This is a genomic window from Actinomycetospora lutea (assembly GCF_028737205.1).
GTDB lineage: Bacteria > Actinomycetota > Actinomycetes > Mycobacteriales > Pseudonocardiaceae > Actinomycetospora > Actinomycetospora lutea.
The window spans coordinates 1-16,047 of sequence record NZ_JAQZAL010000022.1 but is presented as its reverse complement, the minus strand read 5'-3'; the positions used below and the strand labels follow the sequence as shown (position 1 = coordinate 16,047).

The 16,047-nt window shown below is 75.6% G+C and carries 15 protein-coding genes and 2 pseudogenes; 15 read left to right on the top strand and 2 right to left on the bottom strand.

What is annotated here, in order from left to right; genetic code table 11:
* Window positions 1-3 precede the first annotated feature (3 nt).
* The gene (locus tag PHK61_RS22245) at window positions 4-402 is read left to right on the top strand and encodes a hypothetical protein (protein ID WP_274283202.1); all 399 of its coding nucleotides are present in this window, start codon (window positions 4-6) and stop codon (window positions 400-402) included.
* A gap of 1 nt (window position 403) precedes the next feature.
* Here the strand turns inward: PHK61_RS22245 and PHK61_RS22240 are convergent, their stop codons facing one another.
* Entirely contained in the window at window positions 404-1,132 is a 729-nt protein-coding gene (locus tag PHK61_RS22240; RefSeq protein WP_274283201.1) for an MgtC/SapB family protein, read from the bottom strand.
* A gap of 45 nt (window positions 1,133-1,177) precedes the next feature.
* Here PHK61_RS22240 and trmD point away from each other — a divergent pair, with 45 nt between their 5' ends.
* The 10 genes and pseudogenes from trmD (at window position 1,178) to PHK61_RS22190 (ending at window position 11,509) form a co-directional block, all read left to right on the top strand.
* A complete protein-coding gene (gene trmD, locus PHK61_RS22235) occupies window positions 1,178-2,026 on the top strand; it encodes a tRNA (guanosine(37)-N1)-methyltransferase TrmD (protein WP_274283200.1) in 849 nt (282 codons plus the stop codon).
* A 99-nt stretch (window positions 2,027-2,125) separates the two neighbouring features.
* Entirely contained in the window at window positions 2,126-2,485 is a 360-nt protein-coding gene (gene rplS / locus PHK61_RS22230) for a 50S ribosomal protein L19 (RefSeq protein ID WP_116706340.1), read from the top strand.
* Window positions 2,486-3,442: 957 nt separating this feature from the next.
* Window positions 3,443-4,297, top strand: a pseudogene (gene lepB, locus PHK61_RS22225) (signal peptidase I); the annotation flags it as partial.
* Between the two features lie 263 nt (window positions 4,298-4,560).
* Window positions 4,561-5,343, top strand: coding sequence for a ribonuclease HII (locus tag PHK61_RS22220; RefSeq protein WP_274283309.1), 783 nt, complete (start codon window positions 4,561-4,563; stop codon window positions 5,341-5,343).
* Entirely contained in the window at window positions 5,340-5,660 is a 321-nt protein-coding gene (locus tag PHK61_RS22215; RefSeq protein ID WP_274283199.1) for a DUF2469 domain-containing protein, read from the top strand. Before PHK61_RS22220 ends, PHK61_RS22215 begins: the two co-directional genes overlap by 4 nt.
* Window positions 5,661-5,823: 163 nt before the next feature.
* Complete coding sequence (locus PHK61_RS22210) at window positions 5,824-6,225, top strand: YraN family protein (RefSeq protein ID WP_274283198.1); 402 nt, start codon at window positions 5,824-5,826, stop codon at window positions 6,223-6,225.
* 1 nt (window position 6,226) lies between these two features.
* Entirely contained in the window at window positions 6,227-7,798 is a 1,572-nt protein-coding gene (locus PHK61_RS22205; RefSeq protein WP_274283197.1) for a YifB family Mg chelatase-like AAA ATPase, read from the top strand.
* The gene (gene dprA / locus PHK61_RS22200) at window positions 7,795-9,018 is read left to right on the top strand and encodes a DNA-processing protein DprA (RefSeq protein WP_274283196.1); all 1,224 of its coding nucleotides are present in this window, start codon (window positions 7,795-7,797) and stop codon (window positions 9,016-9,018) included. Before PHK61_RS22205 ends, dprA begins: the two co-directional genes overlap by 4 nt.
* Before the next feature lie 360 nt (window positions 9,019-9,378).
* Window positions 9,379-10,359, top strand: a complete 981-nt coding sequence (locus tag PHK61_RS22195; protein WP_274283195.1) for a tyrosine-type recombinase/integrase — start codon at window positions 9,379-9,381, stop codon at window positions 10,357-10,359.
* A gap of 37 nt (window positions 10,360-10,396) precedes the next feature.
* On the top strand, window positions 10,397-11,509 hold the full coding sequence (locus PHK61_RS22190) for a FliA/WhiG family RNA polymerase sigma factor (RefSeq protein ID WP_420791431.1): 1,113 nt from the start codon (window positions 10,397-10,399) through the stop codon (window positions 11,507-11,509).
* A 3-nt stretch (window positions 11,510-11,512) separates the two neighbouring features.
* Here PHK61_RS22190 and PHK61_RS22185 read toward each other — a convergent pair whose 3' ends face one another.
* Window positions 11,513-12,067 (bottom strand): M23 family metallopeptidase, encoded by a 555-nt coding sequence (locus tag PHK61_RS22185; RefSeq protein ID WP_274283194.1) that lies wholly within the window; start codon window positions 12,065-12,067, stop codon window positions 11,513-11,515.
* Between the two features lie 458 nt (window positions 12,068-12,525).
* Between PHK61_RS22185 and rpsB the strand changes: the two are divergent.
* From rpsB to frr, 4 genes and pseudogenes are all read left to right on the top strand, one after another.
* Window positions 12,526-13,386 (top strand): annotated as a pseudogene (gene rpsB, locus PHK61_RS22180) (30S ribosomal protein S2); the annotation flags it as partial.
* A gap of 234 nt (window positions 13,387-13,620) precedes the next feature.
* The gene (tsf, locus tag PHK61_RS22175) at window positions 13,621-14,445 is read left to right on the top strand and encodes a translation elongation factor Ts (RefSeq protein ID WP_274283193.1); all 825 of its coding nucleotides are present in this window, start codon (window positions 13,621-13,623) and stop codon (window positions 14,443-14,445) included.
* Window positions 14,446-14,561: 116 nt separating this feature from the next.
* Window positions 14,562-15,308 (top strand): UMP kinase, encoded by a 747-nt coding sequence (gene pyrH / locus PHK61_RS22170; protein WP_274283307.1) that lies wholly within the window; start codon window positions 14,562-14,564, stop codon window positions 15,306-15,308.
* Window positions 15,309-15,321: 13 nt separating this feature from the next.
* Entirely contained in the window at window positions 15,322-15,879 is a 558-nt protein-coding gene (gene frr / locus PHK61_RS22165; protein ID WP_274283192.1) for a ribosome recycling factor, read from the top strand.
* The last annotated feature ends 168 nt before the right edge of the window (window positions 15,880-16,047 follow it).

Here is a 16,047-nt window from a genome sequence, read left to right as displayed (position 1 = left end):
CCGGTGACGGTGCTCGTCGGGCTCGACCTGCCCACCGCCGGCCGGGTGCGGTGGAACGGGCAGGACCTGCGCGAGACCGACTCCGCGGCCGCCCTCGAGCACCTCGCGCTCGTCGCGCAGGACCCCGTGCCGTGGCCGCTGCGCGCCGACGACACCGTGACCATCGGGCGCCTGCACCGCGACGACCCCGACGAGCGGGCCTACCTCGACGCCCTCGGGCGCTCGGGGGCGGCGGAGGTCGTCGACGACCTGCCCCGCGGCCGCGCCACCGTGCTCTCCCGCGGCTCTCCCGCGCCTTCCAGGGCGGGCGGGACCTCTCCGGGGGCCAGTAGTGGCAGCGGATGGCGGTGGCGCGCGGGCTCCACCGCGACGCAGGGGCGCGCCGACGCGGATGCCGGGTGAGCTACTCCTCCTCGGCCGGTACCCGGACCGCCAGCACGCCGGGCAGCTCGGAGAGCTCCCCGGACAGCGGCGCGAGCGGCCCGCGCCCGGTCAGCGACAGCGTCACCGTCGCGACGCGGGTGCCGCCCTCGGTGCCCCCGGCGCCGTCGGTCGCGTCCTCCCGGTCGACGTGCATGCCGGCGACGGCGAACCCGCGCTCGGTGCAGATCGAGAGCACGCGGCGCAGCACCCCGCGCCCGTCGGTGTAGGAGAGGTGCAGGTCGCGGGGCGCGCCCGAGGCGCGGGTGACCAGGCGGGCCAGCGGCCGGTAGCCCCGGGTCACGAGGTAGTGGACGACCGTGCCGCCGATGGTGAGCAGCGGCAGCCCGGCGCCGCACGCGGTCCCCACCGCGGCCGCGGTCCAGACCGTGGCCGCCGTCGTCAGCCCGCGGACCGCGTCCCGGCGGACGAAGATCAGACCGCCGCCGATGAACCCGATGCCCGAGACGATCTGTGCGGCCACCCGCGACGGGTCCAGCGAGATGTCCGGGGACGACAGCAGGTCGTTGAACCCGTACTTCGAGATCAGCATGAACGCCGCCGCCCCCACGCCGACCAGCGTGTGCGTGCGCAGGCCCGCGCTCTTGGCCGCCAGCTCGCGCTCGAGGCCGATCAGCGTGCAGAGGACCACCGCGAGCGCGAGCGGCGCGAGCAGGCGCCACTCCTGCGGGTAGGACAGGAACTGCTCCACCCCTCGCCACCTCCTCGGCTCGTGCCAGGGGCAGGATCGTGCCCGATGCGCATCGACGTCGTCACGATCTTCCCGGGCTACCTCGCCCCGCTCGACGAGGCCCTCGTCGGCCGGGCGCGGCGGGCCGGCCTGCTCGACGTCCGCGTGCACGACCTGCGCCGGTGGGCCTCGGGCGTGCACAAGGCGGTCGACGACTCGCCCTACGGCGGCGGCCCCGGGATGCTCATGACCGCGCCGGTGTGGGGTGCCGCGCTCGACGAGGTCGCCGGGTCCGGGGAGGGCGCGCCCCGCCTGCTCGTGCCGTCCCCGGCGGGCGCGCCGCTGACCCAGCGCCGGGCGGCGGGCTGGGCGGCCGAGCCGTGGCTGGTGCTCGCCTGCGGGCGCTACGAGGGCATCGACGCCCGCGTGCTGTCCGACGCCCGCCGCCGGATGCCGGTCGAGGAGGTCTCGCTGGGCGACTACGTGCTCGCGGGCGGGGAGGTCGCCGCCCTCGTCGTCGTCGAGGCGGTGTCGCGGCTGGTCCCGGGCGTGCTCGGCAACCCGGCGTCGGCGGAGCTGGACAGCTTCGCGGACGGTACCGGGGGTCTCCTCGAGGCTCCGGCGTACACGCGCCCCGAGCAGTGGCGTGACCTCGAGGTGCCCGAGGTCCTGCGCGGCGGCAACCACGCCCTCGTCGAGCGGTGGCGCCGCGACCGCTCGCTGGAGCGCACCGCCGCCGTGCGCCCCGACCTGCTCGACGCGCTCGTCGCCCGGCACGGCGCCGACGCCTTCGACGCCCGCGACCGCGAGGTGCTCGCGGCCTGCGGGTACGACCCGGCCCCCGGACCCCGCGCGGCGGCATGGCAGACTGGGGAGGTTGCCGCGGACGGCGGACGACCCGATCAGGGTCGGTGAGCGCCGTCCCGCCGCCCGAGAACCGCTTCTCCTCGGCAGGCCAGGTCACCCGCGCGCGGGCCCTGGCACCGGGGCCGTGAGACCGCGAGGACGCTGACGATGAACGCCCTGGACGAGCTCGACGCCAAGTCGCTGCGCTCCGACATCCCCGACTTCCGTGCCGGGGACACCGTGAAGGTGCACGTCCGGGTCATCGAGGGTTCACGCTCTCGTGTACAGGTCTTCCAGGGTGTCGTCATCCGTCGCCACGGTGGCGGCCTGCGCGAGACGTTCACCGTCCGCAAGGTCTCCTTCGGCGTCGGGGTGGAGCGCACCTTCCCGGTGCACTCGCCGAACATCGACCACATCGAGGTCGTCACCCGCGGTGACGTCCGCCGCGCGAAGCTGTACTACCTCCGTGAGCGCCGCGGCAAGGCCGCGAAGATCCGCGAGAAGCGCGAGACCACGCCGGCTTCCTGAGCCGACGCGACCCGGTCTCCTAACCTGTCACGCGTGCGTCCCCAGGAGCCAGGCGGGCCCCCGTTCCGGAACCACGGAACGGGCGGCGAGACGACTCGTACGGACGCGTCCGACGCCTGGGGCGGACGGGGGGCGCACGCCCGCCCGGACGACGACGAGCACCTCGCCGATCCCTACGGCGACGTCCCCGCGCCCGGCCTCGGCGGGTCGGCGCCGTACGGCTCGTCGGGCTGGAGCGGCTCCGACCGCCCCGCCGGCGGCGACGCCGCGTACGGCGACGTCGGCGGGTACGGCGACGTCGGCGGGTACAGCAACGGCCACCGACCGGACCCCCGTGACCCCCTGCGCGACGGGGACGGGTACGGCGACGTAGGCCGCGGCCTCGCCGGCCCCGGACCGCTGCCCGCGTCGTCGAACGGCTACGGAGACCCCGCGGGCGGGCACAACGGCCACGGCGGGCCCGGCCCGCACAGCCAGGCGGGCCCGCCGCCCGGCGGACCCCGCGGGCCGGCGTGGGGAGCCACGCCGCCGCCGGCGCCGCACGGCGCCCCGCAACCCGACGGCCGTCCGGTCGGGCCGCCCCCTCCGCAGGCCAACGGGCACCCCGGCCGGCCCGTGTCCCCTCCGGTGGCCCCTCCGGTGTCCCCTCCGGTGCCGCCGCAGGGCCCCGGGCCCGCCGGACCCCCTCCCGGACCCGCGGCACCGCCGCCGCCCCGGACGTCCGGCCCCACCTCGGGCCCGAACGGCGCCGCGGCCGGCACGTCCTCGTCCGCGGCGGCCGAGGACGCTCCGGCACCCACCCCCGTCGAGGGGGGCCTGGCGGGTTCCGACGGGTTCGCCTCGCGGGCCCCGCGCCCCCGGGACGAGGGCTCGTCGACCAGCACCACGGCCCTCACCGGTGGCGCCGGCGCGGGGCCGGGACGGCACCGCCGCGCCGGGCTCGGACCCGGGCGCGACGAGGAGGCCCCCGAGGACGACGCCGACGCCGGCGACGCCGGTCGCGCCGGGCGTCGCGGCAGCGGCGGCGGCAAGGCCGGGAAGGGCAAGACGAAGAAGAAGGGCTCGTTCTGGCGCGAGCTCCCGCTGCTCATCGTCGTCGCCGTGGTCCTGACGTTCGTCATCCAGACGTTCCTGGCGCGCATCTACGTCATCCCGTCGGCGTCGATGGAGCGGACGCTGCACGGCTGCAACGGCTGCGCCAACGACCGCGTCGCCGTCGACAAGATCACCTACCGGTTCTCCGACCCCGCGCCCGGCGACGTCGTCGTCTTCCGCGGCCCGCCGACCTGGGGCGACAACGGCGAGGTCGCGGGCGAGCAGCCGTCGGGGAACGTGCTGGTCCGGGGCCTGCAGAGCGGGCTGTCGCTGGTCGGCCTGGCGCCGCCCAACGAGAAGGACTTCGTCAAGCGCGTCATCGCCGTCGGCGGGCAGACCGTCGCGTGCTGCGACGCGCAGAACCGCGTCACGGTCGACGGCCGGCCCCTCACCGAGCCCTACATCTACTACCAGCCCAACCTGGGCCGCACCCAGGCGGACTTCGCGCCGGTGCGCGTGCCCGAGGGCCAGCTGTGGGTGATGGGCGACAACCGCAACAACTCCGCGGACGCCCGCGTCCACGGCCCCATCGGGGTCACCGACGTCATCGGCAAGGCACGCGTGATCGTGCTGCCCGTCGGCCGGTGGGGCGGCGTGCCCGACACCGACCCCCAGGCCCGGCCCTCGGCCCTCGGCGCGCCCGTGTGGACCTCGGGGGCCCCGCTCGCGGCCGGTGCCCTCGGCGCGGTGCCCCTCGTGGTGGTGACCCGCCGGCTGCGGCAGCGGTGGACCGCGCACGGCGGGTGGTCGTCCGGTCCCGACGAGCCTCCTCGCTCCGGCCGGTGACCACAGGAGACGCCGCGGAGCGGAGCTCGACCTCCGGCTCCGGTCACGACACGGGTCACGACACGGGTCACGACACGGGTCACGACACGGGTCACGACACGGGCCGGCGGCGCGCCGCCGGCCGCCCGGGCGGACGGCCGACCGCCCGCCGCCGCCCGCTCCCGCCGCGCACAGGCGTCCAGCCGCCGCGCGCCATCGTGCGGCGCAGCACCGAGAGCTGGGCGCTGCAGTCGGCACTCGAGCGCCACGGGCTCGGGCCGGTGGTCGGTGTCGACGAGGCCGGGCGCGGGGCCTGCGCGGGACCCCTGGCGGTCGCGGCCTGCATCCTGCGCCCCGGCGACGCGCGCCGGTTCGAGGGCCTCACCGACTCCAAGCTGCTCACCCGCGAGGAGCGCGAGGAGTTCTTCCGGGTCATCCAGCGCCGCGCCGTGGACTTCCGCGTGGTGCTCGTCGACCCGCCGGAGGTCGACCGCCGGGGGGTGCACATCGCGAACATCGACGGCATGCGCCGCGCCGTGGCGCGCCTCGACGTGCGCCCCGGCTACGTGCTCACCGACGGGTTCCCGGTCAGCGGGTTCGGCGTGCCCTCGCTGGCCGTGCCCAAGGGTGACCTCGCGGCGGCGTGTGTGGCCGCCGCCTCGGTGCTGGCGAAGGTGACCCGGGACCGGCTGATGGCGGAGCTGCACGAGAAGCACCCGGAGTACCGTTTCGACCTCCACAAGGGCTACTGCACGCCGACCCACGGCGCAGCGCTCCGCGAGCACGGGCCGTGCCCGGAGCACCGCTTCAGCTTCGTGAACGTCGCCGCCGCCGCCCGGGGCCGGAGCCCGGACGGGTTCCCGGTGGGCGTACGCCACAATGGTGCGGTGACCGTCGACGACGTGTCCGCCGAGAGCGGGGAGGCCGACGAGCTCGTGGCGCCCGAGGACATGGAGGACGTCGAGGACGTCGCGGGTGAGGGGGGAGAGGCGCGATGAGCGCGGAGGATCTCGAGAAGTACGAGACCGACATGGAGCTCTCGCTCTATCGCGAGTACCGCGACATCGTCTCGCAGTTCTCCTACGTGGTGGAGACCGAGCGCCGGTTCTACCTGGCCAACTCCGTCGACGTCGCCGTCCGCAACGCCGACGGCGAGGTCTACTTCGAGGTCACCATGTCCGACGCGTGGGTGTGGGACATGTACCGCCCGGCCCGCTTCGTCAAGAACGTGCGCGTCGTGACGTTCAAGGACGTCAACGTCGAGGAGCTGGAGAAGCCCGACCTCCGGCTCGACGAGGGCCCGTTCAGCGGCTGACGCTGCTCCGCACGGCCTGACTCGGCCGGCACCACGGCACCGGTTCGTCCCCACCCCGGGCGGTCGTCCCCAGGCGCCGAGCCGACGCTCCCGCTCGCCGGGCGCGGCCCGCCACGCTCGATCCCGCCGCCGGACCGCCCGGCGAGGACGAGGGGGCCGGGCCATGACCACCACGCGCGCCGTCACCGACGGGCCACCACCCGACCGCCGAGCGCTCGGTCGACGGGGCGAGGACGTGGCCGCGGAGCACCTCGCCGCCCGCGGGCTGACGGTGATCGAGCGCAACTGGCGCTGCCGCGAGGGCGAGCTCGACCTCGTGGCCGCCGAGGGCGACCGGCTCGTCGTCGCCGAGGTCAAGACGCGCTCGGGCACCGGGTTCGGCCTGCCCGCCGAGGCGGTGACCCGCGGCAAGGCGGCCCGCATCCGCCGGCTCGCCCAGCGCTGGCTCGCCGAACGCCACGCCGCCGGCGGGTCGGGCTTCGCCGAGGTGCGGTTCGACGTGCTCGCGGTCCTCGTCACGCGCGGTGCCGCGCCGCAGGTCGAGCACTACGAGGGGGCGTTCTGACGTGGCGCTCGCGTGTGCGTGGGCCATCGGCCTGCGCGGGGTCGACGGCGAGGTCGTCGAGATCGAGGCCGATATCGGCCAGGGGCTGCCGGCGGTCTCGCTGGTGGGGCTGCCGGACGCGGCGCTGGCGGAGTCGCGCGACCGGGTGCGGGCCGCCGTGGTCAACAGCGGGGAGACCTGGCCGGCGCGGCGCATCACGCTCGCCCTGTCCCCGGCGACGTTGCCCAAGCAGGGCAGCGGGTACGACCTCGCGCTGGCCTGCTCGGTGCTCGCTGCGGCGCGGACGGTGCCGGTCGCGGCGCTGCGCGGCGTGGTGCTGCTCGGCGAGCTGGCCCTCGACGGGCGCGTGCGCGGGGTCCGGGGCGTGCTCCCGGCGCTGCTCGCGGCCCGTCGGCTCGGGGTGGAGCAGGCCGTGGTGCCCGCGGCGGCCGCGGTCGAGGCGGGGCTGGTCGACGGGCTCGAAGTCCTCGGTGCCGAGCACCTCTCGGACGTGCTGGGCTGGCTGCGCGGCGACCGCGCGCGGCTGCGCACCGTCCGCGGCGGAGCACGCCAGCAGGGCGGCGGCCCGCGCGAGGACCTCGCCGACGTCGTCGGGCAGCTCGGGGCGCGGCGGGCGGTGGAGGTCGCGGCCGCCGGGGGGCACCACCTGCTGATGGTGGGCCCGCCGGGCTCGGGCAAGACGATGCTGGCGCGGCGGATGACCGGGCTGCTGCCCGATCTCGACGTCGACTCGGCCCTCCAGGTGGCCGCGGTGCGGTCGCTGGCGGGCGCGCTCGACCCGCAGGAGGCGCTCCCGGCGGCGCCGCCCTTCGTCGCCCCGCACCACTCGGTGTCGTCGGCGGCGCTCGTCGGGGGCGGCAGCGGGCTCGCCCGCCCGGGTGCGGTGTCGCTCGCGCACCGCGGGGTGCTCTTCCTCGACGAGATCTACGAGTTCGGTCCCCACGTGCTGGAGATGCTGCGCACGCCCCTCGAGGACGGCGAGGTCCGGCTGGCCCGCACCGACGGGGTGGTGCGCTACCCGGCGCGGTTCCAGCTGGTGATGGCCGCGAACCCGTGCCCGTGCGCGCCGCCCCGGCCCACCGACTGCACCTGCTCGGGCCAGGAGAAACGCCGGTACACCCACCGTCTGTCCGGGCCGATGCTCGACCGCGTGGATCTCCAGGTCACCCTGAGCTCGGTCGAGGCGCTGTCGTGGGACGGCGCCTCGTCGGTGCCGCTCGAGGAGGTCCCGGAGGACACCAAGTCGGTCCGGGCCCGGGTGCTCGCCGCCCGGGCGGCCGCCCGCGAACGCTGGCGCGACGCCGGGTGGCGCACCAACGCCGAGGTGCCCGGCCCCGAGCTGCGCCGCCGCGGCCACCTGCCCCGCCCGGCCGCCGAGGTCCTCGAGCGCCAGCTGCGCTCCGGGGCGATGACCGCCCGCGGGGTCGACCGCGCGCTGCGCGTGGCGTGGACGGTCGCCGACCTCCGCGGCGCCGCGGGCCCGGAGCTGCCCGACATCGAGGAGGCGATCTCGTTCAAGGGCTTCGTCACCGAGAGCGTCCCGGGCGCGGCCCGCGACGAGGAGGTCGCGTGAGCACGCTCCCGACGACGCCGAACCCGGTCGACGCCGTCCCGGTCGACCGGGAGGTGCTGCTCGCCCGCGCCTACCTCTCGCGGGTCGCCGAGCCCCCGGCCGCGGCGCTGGCCGCCTTCGTCGACGAGGTCGGGCCCGTCGCCGCCGCCCGCCGCGTCCGCGCCGGGATCGGCGACGGGCCGGGCGCCCTGCCGCCCGAGGTCGCCCGGGAGACCTCGGCGCGGCGGGGCACCGACCGGGCGGAGGCCGACCTGGCGCTGCTCGCCGCGCGGGGCGGACGGCTGATCGTCCCCGAGGACCCGGAGTGGCCGGCGGTTGCGCTTGCCGGGCTCGGCGTGGTGGCCGGCCCCGACGGGGCGCCGGGACTCGAGGGCCCCGCGACCCGCGACGGGCCCGCCGCCCCGCTGGCGCTCTGGGCCCGCGGACCCCTGCGCCTCGACGAGGGACCGGCCGGGTGGGTGGCGGTGGTCGGGGCGCGCGCGGCGAGCGAGTACGGCCTGTGGGTCGCGCGCGACTGGTCCGCGGAGCTCGCCGACCGCGGCGTCACCGTGGTGTCGGGCGCGGCGCTGGGGGTCGACGGCGCGGCGCACCGCGGGGCCCTGGCGGTCGGCGGCGACACCGTCGCGGTGCTGGCCTGCGGCATCGACCGCGTCTATCCGCCGAAGCACGCCACGCTGCTCGAGCACGTGGCCCAGCGCGGGCTGGTGGTCACCGAGTACCCGCCGGGCGCTACCCCGGCGCGCCACCGGTTCCTGGTGCGCAACCGGATCATCGCGGCGCTCACCGCGGGGACGGTGGTGGTCGAGGCCGCGGCGCGGTCGGGCGCCATGCGGACCGCGCTCGTGGCCGGGGCGCTGGGGCGCGCGGTGATGGTGGTGCCCGGGCCGGTCACGTCGCTGATGTCGCTGGGGTGCCACGAGCTCGCCCGCCGCCCCGAGGTGTCGGTCGTCGGCCGGGTCGACCACGTCGTCGAGGAGGTGAGTCCAGTGGGGGACGGGCTCGCCGCTCCACCGGGTACCCCGACGCGTCCGACGGACGGTCTTGACCCGGGCGCGATGCGTGTGCGGGAAGCGCTTCCCCTCCACGCGGCGCGCACAGTGGTACGTCTGGCCCACGACGCCGGGGTCGATCTCGCGGAGGTGGACACCCACCTGAGGGAACTCGAGGCCCGTGGGCTCGTCGTGGAGCACGGTGGGCGGTGGCGTCGCCGACCCGGGTGAACAGGCACAGAGCGACGAACGGTTGCAGAGCGCGACGAGTGGAACCGCTCCCCGACAGTGGCCGACGGTCACCGAACGCGGTGCGGCGGTGCTTGACCGTCGCCTCTCTGATCGGGAGTCTTCACGGCGATGACCGGCACGTTCTCTCCCGACGACGCAGCCCGACGGCTGTCCGCGACGCCGCGGTCACCCGGTCGAGGGGCCTCTCGTGAGTTCCCCTTCGACCCGGTGATTTCGTCACGCTCCGCGTTCACCGACGCGGGCAGTGCGGGGACTCCGGACGGGTCGGGAACTGGCGAACCGGCCGGTCCGGATGCCGCGCGTCACGTTGCGGACGACCGATCCGCGACCGTCGGTGCCGTGCCGGCGCCGCGTCACGCCGGCGCGCCCGCGGGAGACGTCGCCGGAGACGCCGACGGTGCGGGCTCGGCCGCCCACCTCGCGGCGTTCGCAGCACACCTGCGCTACGAGCGGGCGCTCTCGCCGCACACCGTGCGGGCCTACCTGGGCGACGTGACGTCCCTGCTGGCCCACCTCCGCGGCCCGGACCTCGGGGAGGACGAACCGCTCGACCTCGACGCGCTCGACCTCGCGGGCCTGCGCGCCTGGCTCGCGGCGGTGCGGGCGCGGGGCGCGAGCCGGACGACGCTCGCGCGCCGGGCGGCGGCCGCCCGCACGTTCACCGCCTGGGCGGCCCGGACCGGGCGCGCGGCCACCGACGCGGGCGCGCGGCTCGCCTCGCCGCGGGCCCACCGGCGCCTGCCCGAGGTGCTGCGCGCCGACCAGGCCGCCGCGGCCCTGCAGGCGGCGGCCTCGGGAGCCGCCGAGGGCGACCCGGTCGCCCTGCGCGACCACCTGCTGCTGGAGCTCCTCTACGCCACCGGCGTGCGGGTCGCGGAGCTGTGCGGTCTGGACGTCGACGACGTCGACGACGGCCGCCGCACGCTGCGGGTCCTCGGCAAGGGCGGCAAGGAGCGCACCGTCGTGTACGGCGCTCCGGCCGCTGCCGCGCTCGACGCCTGGCGCCGGGAGGGGCGCCCGGCACTCGCCGTCCCGACGTCACCACCGGCGCTCCTGCTGGGCGCCCGCGGTGGTCGGCTCGACCAGCGCATCGCGCGCACGGTCGTGCACGACGCCGCCGGTGCCGTCCCGGGGGCACCCGACATCGCGCCGCACGGGCTCCGGCACTCGGCGGCGACACACCTGCTCGAGGGGGGAGCGGACTTGAGGAGCGTCCAGGAGCTGCTGGGGCACGCGTCACCGGCGACGACCCAGCTGTACACGCACGTGTCCGCCGAGCGGCTGCGCGCTGTTCACGACACCGCCCATCCCCGTGCCTGAGGCGTGGGGCGGCGTCGCGCGGGTCCCCGTGGCGACGATGTCCGCCGACACGCCCCAGCCGGGCCACCGGACGGGCCCCGAGACCGGCCCCGAGACCGGCCCGCTGCCCGCCCTGCCCGGGTCGAACTCCGATGCGGCCGTGCGCGCCGCCGGGGTGGCCGCCCGCACCCCGCGCCGGCGGGCCCCCGAGCGCCCCGACGCGACCGGTCCCGCCACCGACGGCGCGACGGCGCTGGCGCCGGTGCCCGCGCCGGCGGACGGGTCGCGCGAGGGTCGTCCCGACGGCCGGGCGCACGCCCCCGACGGTCACGTCCTGCCCGCGACGCTCGGTGGTGCGTCGCCGGGCGGGGCGGACGAGGAGGCGATGGTCGAGGCCGGCATCGCCGACCTCTGGGCCGCGTACGCCGACGACCCGCGCAAGTCGACGAAGGACCGGCTGGTGCTGCACTACGCGCCGCTGGTCAAGTACGTCGCCGGGCGCGTGGGCACCGGCCTGCCCGCCCACGTGGACGTCGCGGACCTCATCCAGTGCGGGATCTTCGGTCTCGTCGACGCCATCGAGCGCTTCGAGCCCGACCGCGGCCGCAAGTTCGAGGTCTACGCGATGCAGCGCATCCGCGGCGCGATCCTCGACGAGCTCCGCTCCCAGGACTGGGTGCCGCGCTCGGTGCGCTCCCGGGCCCGCGAGATCGAGCGCGCCATCGAGCGTCTCGAGGGGCGCGAGCAGCGCTCGTGCAGCGACTCCGAGCTCGCCGCCGAGCTGGACACCTCCACCGAGGACCTCCGCTCGACGTTCGGGCGGATCGCGATGACCAGCGTCGCCGCGCTCGACGAGCTCGTCGCCGCCGGGCGCGGGGGCGGCTCGGTGGACGGGGCGAGCGCGCCGTCGCTCGCCGACTCGTTGCCCGACACCGGCGCCGAGGACCCGCTCTCCGCGATGGAGGACCGCGAGACGCGCCGCCTGCTCGCCGAGGCGGTGGGGCAGCTCGCCGAGCGCGACCGCACCGTCGTCGGGCTCTACTACTTCGAGAACCTCACCCTCGCCGAGATCGGGCGGGTCCTCGGGGTCACCGAGTCGCGGGTCTGCCAGCTGCACACGCGCGCGGTGATGCGGCTGCGCGCCCGGCTCGCCGAGCTCCAGCACGCCTGACGCTCACGGGGGATCGGTCGGCAGCAGGCGCACCCGGCCGAGCCCGAGCAGCAGGAGCGGATCGAGGTACTCGAGCGCGCCCGCCGCGGGGTCGGCCGAGGGCCGGCGCAGGCCCCAGTGCAGGCACGCCGCCACGGGGCAGCCGCGGTGCCCGGGCTCGAGCGCGCCGAGGGTGTCCCCGCGCCGGACGTGTACGCCCGGCGTGACGGCGACCGCTACCGGCTCGTAGGTCGTGCGCAACCCCGCGGCGTGCTCCACCGAGACCACCCCGCGCCCGGCCACCCGCCCGGCGAACACCACGACGCCGTCGCCCGCGGCCATCACCGCCAGTCCGGGCCGCCCGGCCACGTCCGCGCCCCGGTGCCCGCGGCCGTAGTAGTGCGGCGGGGGGTCGAACAGCCGCGTCACCGTGCCCGGAGCGCCCGCCGTGGCCGGTGCGGCGCGGCCGTCCACCCCGGCGACGGGCCACCCGAAGGCGCCGACGGGCACCACGGGCGGGGGAGCGGGCGCGGCGACGGCCGTGCCCGCGAGCAGGGCGGCGACCAGGGCAGGGAGCACGACCAGGGCCAGGAGACATCGCGTCACACGGGGTTGGACGCAGCCGGCGCCCGATCGGCTCCCCCGGAGCTCGAGGACGACGTCGGCGCGACCTGCTCTCGGCGTGTCGCACGAGCGAGGATGTGGCGATCCTGGCGTCTGACGCCAGCGATGCCGCATCGCTCGCACCGGGCCCGTGCGCTGCCCCGAGGGCGCGGGGAAGGGGCAGGAGGCGCGCGGGTACACTCGTGACCAGCGGTTCGTCGTCTCCATCCTGTGGGGCCGCACGGGCCGACTTCGCGTGCCCTCGCAAGCGCTCGCACGATCGTGCGCTGCCGGTGCCCGGGCGGTCCCGCCTCGCAGCGGGTTTCCGGGATCGGTTCACCGAGGGCACCAGGGCGACGGCCCGACCGGGACCGTCGCGACAACCGCAGGGCCCGGTCACCGTGCCGGGCCGCCGAGAGAGGTAGTTCCACCGCATGGCCGTCGTCACGATGCGCCAGCTGCTGGACTCCGGTGTCCACTTCGGCCACCAGACCCGCCGCTGGAACCCCAAGATGCGCCGCTTCATCTTCACCGAGCGCAACGGCATCTACATCATCGACCTGCAGCAGACGCTGTCCTACGTCGATCGTGCCTACGAGTTCGTCAAGCAGACCGTCGCCCACGGCGGCACGGTGCTCTTCGTCGGCACGAAGAAGCAGGCCCAGGAGGCCATCGACGAGCAGGCGCGTCGCGTCGGCATGCCGTTCGTGAACCAGCGCTGGCTGGGCGGCATGCTCACCAACTTCCAGACCGTGCACAAGCGCCTCCAGCGCCTGAAGGAGCTGGAGGCCATGGAGCAGAGCGGGGGCTTCGAGGGTCGCACCAAGAAGGAGATCCTCATGCTCACCCGCGAGCACGACAAGCTCGAGAAGACCCTCGGCGGCATCCGCGACATGGGCCGCGTGCCCAGCGCGGTGTGGGTGGTCGACACCAAGAAGGAGCACATCGCGGTCGGCGAGGCCCGGAAGCTCAACATCCCGGTCGTCGCCATCCTCGACACCAACTGCGACCCCGACGAGGTCGACTACCCGATCCCGGGCAACGACGACGCCATCCGCTCGGCGGCGCTGCTGACCCGCGTGGTCGCCCAGGCGTGCGCCGACGGCCTGCAGGCCCGCGGCCAGCGTGATGGCGGCGAGCGCGGCGAGGACGAGCCGCTCGCCGAGTGGGAGCAGGAGCTCATGGCCCAGGGTGGCGACGGCGCCAGCGCGCCGACCGGCCTGGAGCAGGGCAGCACCAGCTCCGCGGTGGACGCGCCCGGCGACGCGCCGGTCGCCACGCCCGAGGCCGAGGCGACGACCAACGCCATCGGCGACGACACCACGCCGGTCAGCCGCCCCGAGCGCACGGCGGGCACCGTCGACGCGAACGCGGAGAGCGACGACAACGCGATCGCCGCCGCGCCCGAGGCCGGCCAGCAGAACGGTGCGCCGACCCCGCAGGGCGGGGCCGGCTGACGGTCGGCCCACGCCGACCGCGAGCACCGAGACGACGATCCACCAGACACGAGGACGGACGAGAGCCGCACCATGGCGAACTACACCGCTGCGGACGTGAAGAAGCTCCGGGACCTCACCGGGTCCGGGATGATGGACTGCAAGAAGGCCCTCGAGCAGAACGAGGGCGACATGGACAAGGCCGTCGAGGCCCTGCGCATCAAGGGTGCGAAGGACGTCGGCAAGCGGGCCGGCCGCACCACCGCCAACGGCGTGGTGGCCGCCCGCGACGGCGCGATGATCGAGCTCAACTCCGAGACCGACTTCGTCGCCAAGAACGCCGACTTCGTCCAGCTCGCCGACGACATCCTCGGCGTGGCGCTCTCGAGCGGCACCAAGGACCTCGAGTCGCTCAAGGCCGCGTCCCTCGGTGAGGGCACGGTCGAGGACAAGGTCCAGGAGCTCTCGGCGCGCATCGGCGAGAAGCTCGAGCTGCGCCGCGTCGCGCTGCTCGACGGCCCGACGGCGACCTACCTGCACCGCCGCTCCTCGGACCTGCCGCCGGCCATCGGCGTGGTCGTCGGCTACACCGGCGACGGCGACGAGGCCGCCGAGGCGGCCCGCGGCGCGGCCATGCAGGTCGCGGCGGCGCGCCCGCTCTACACCACCCGCGACGAGGTCCCCTCGGACGTGGTGGACAACGAGAAGCGCATCGCCGAGGCCACCGCCCGCGAGGAGGGCAAGCCCGAGAAGATCCTCGACAAGATCGTCGAGGGTCGCCTCAACGGCTACTACAAGGACACCGTGCTCCTCGAGCAGGACTCGGTGTCGGTGGACAAGAAGACGGTCGGCAAGGTGCTGGAGGAGGCGGGCGTGTCCGTCCGCACCTTCGCGCGCTTCGAGGTCGGCCAGCCCTGACGATCCGCCGCGGCGCCGGCACCCGGGGGAATCCGGGTGCCGGCGCCGTGACGGCGGTACCGCCGGAATCCCCGGAATCTGTGGTGGTGGAGGAGAGCGTGGCGAGTCCTCAGACCGTGTCCGACGCCGGACCCGATGCCCGCTCCGGCCATCGCCGCGTCCTGCTCAAGCTCGGCGGCGAGATGTTCGGCGGCGGCGGGGTCGGGGTCGACCCGGTCGTCGTGCAGACCGTCGCCCGCCAGATCGCGGACGTCGTCAACTCCGGCATCCAGATCGCCGTCGTCATCGGCGGCGGCAACTTCTTCCGCGGTGAGGAGCTGCACCGCTACGGCATGCAGCGCCAGCGCGCGGACTACATGGGCATGCTCGGCACGGTCATGAACTGCCTGGCCCTGCAGGACTTCCTCGAGCGCGAGCACCACATCGACACCCGGGTGCAGACCGCGATCACCATGGGCCAGGTCGCCGAGTCGTACATCCCGCGGCGCGCGATGCGCCACCTCGAGAAGGGCCGCGTCGTCATCTTCGGCGCCGGCGTCGGGATGCCCTACTTCTCCACCGACACCACGGCCGCCCAGCGGGCGCTGGAGATCGAGTGCGAGATCGTGCTCATGGCCAAGGGCGTCGACGGGGTCTACACCGCCGACCCCAAGCTCGACCCCACGGCGACGATGTTCCACGAGATCTCCCACCGCGAGGTGCTGGAGAAGGGCCTCAAGGTCGCCGACGCCACGGCCTTCAGCCTGTGCATGGACAACAACATGCCGATCATGGTGTTCAACCTGCTGGTCGACGGGAACATCGCACGCGCGGTGCGGGGTGAGAGGATCGGCACGCTGGTCCACACCCCTTCCGGTCCCTGAGGAGAGGCGACACATGATCGACGAGACGCTCCTCGACGCCGAGGAGAAGATGGAGAAGGCCGTCAGCGTCGCCAAGGAGGACCTCGGCGGCGTGCGCACCGGCCGTGCCAGCCCGGCGATGTTCAACCGCATCAACGTCGAGTACTACGGCGCCTGGACGCCGCTGAACCAGCTCGCGTCGGTGCAGGTGCCCGAGGCGCGGATGGCCGTCATCAAGCCGTACGACGCCAGCCAGCTGGGCAGTATGGAGCGCGCCATCCGCGATTCCGACCTCGGCGTCAACCCCAGCAACGACGGCCAGATCATCCGCGTCGTGTTCCCGCAGCTCTCCGAGGAGCGCCGCAAGGACATGGTCAAGGTGGCGCGCAGCAAGGGCGAGGACGCCAAGGTGTCCATCCGCAGCGTGCGGCGTCACGCCATGAGCGAGCTCCAGCGCATCGTCAAGGACGGCGAGGCCGGCGAGGACGAGGAACAGCGCGCCGAGAAGGAGCTCGAGAGCGTCACCGCGCGCTACGTCGCGGCGGTCGACGACCTCGTGAAGAACAAGGAAGCCGAGCTCCTCGAGGTCTGAGGTCCCCATGCCCTCCTCCGCATCGCGGCCCCGGCGTCCGGCCCCCGGGGTCACCGCAGCGGCCGACGCCGCCGGGTCCCCGGCGACCCCTGCGGAGGACACGCCGCCCGACGAGCCCGCCGACAAGCCCGCCGACAAGCCCGCCGACAAGCCCGCCGACAAGCCCGC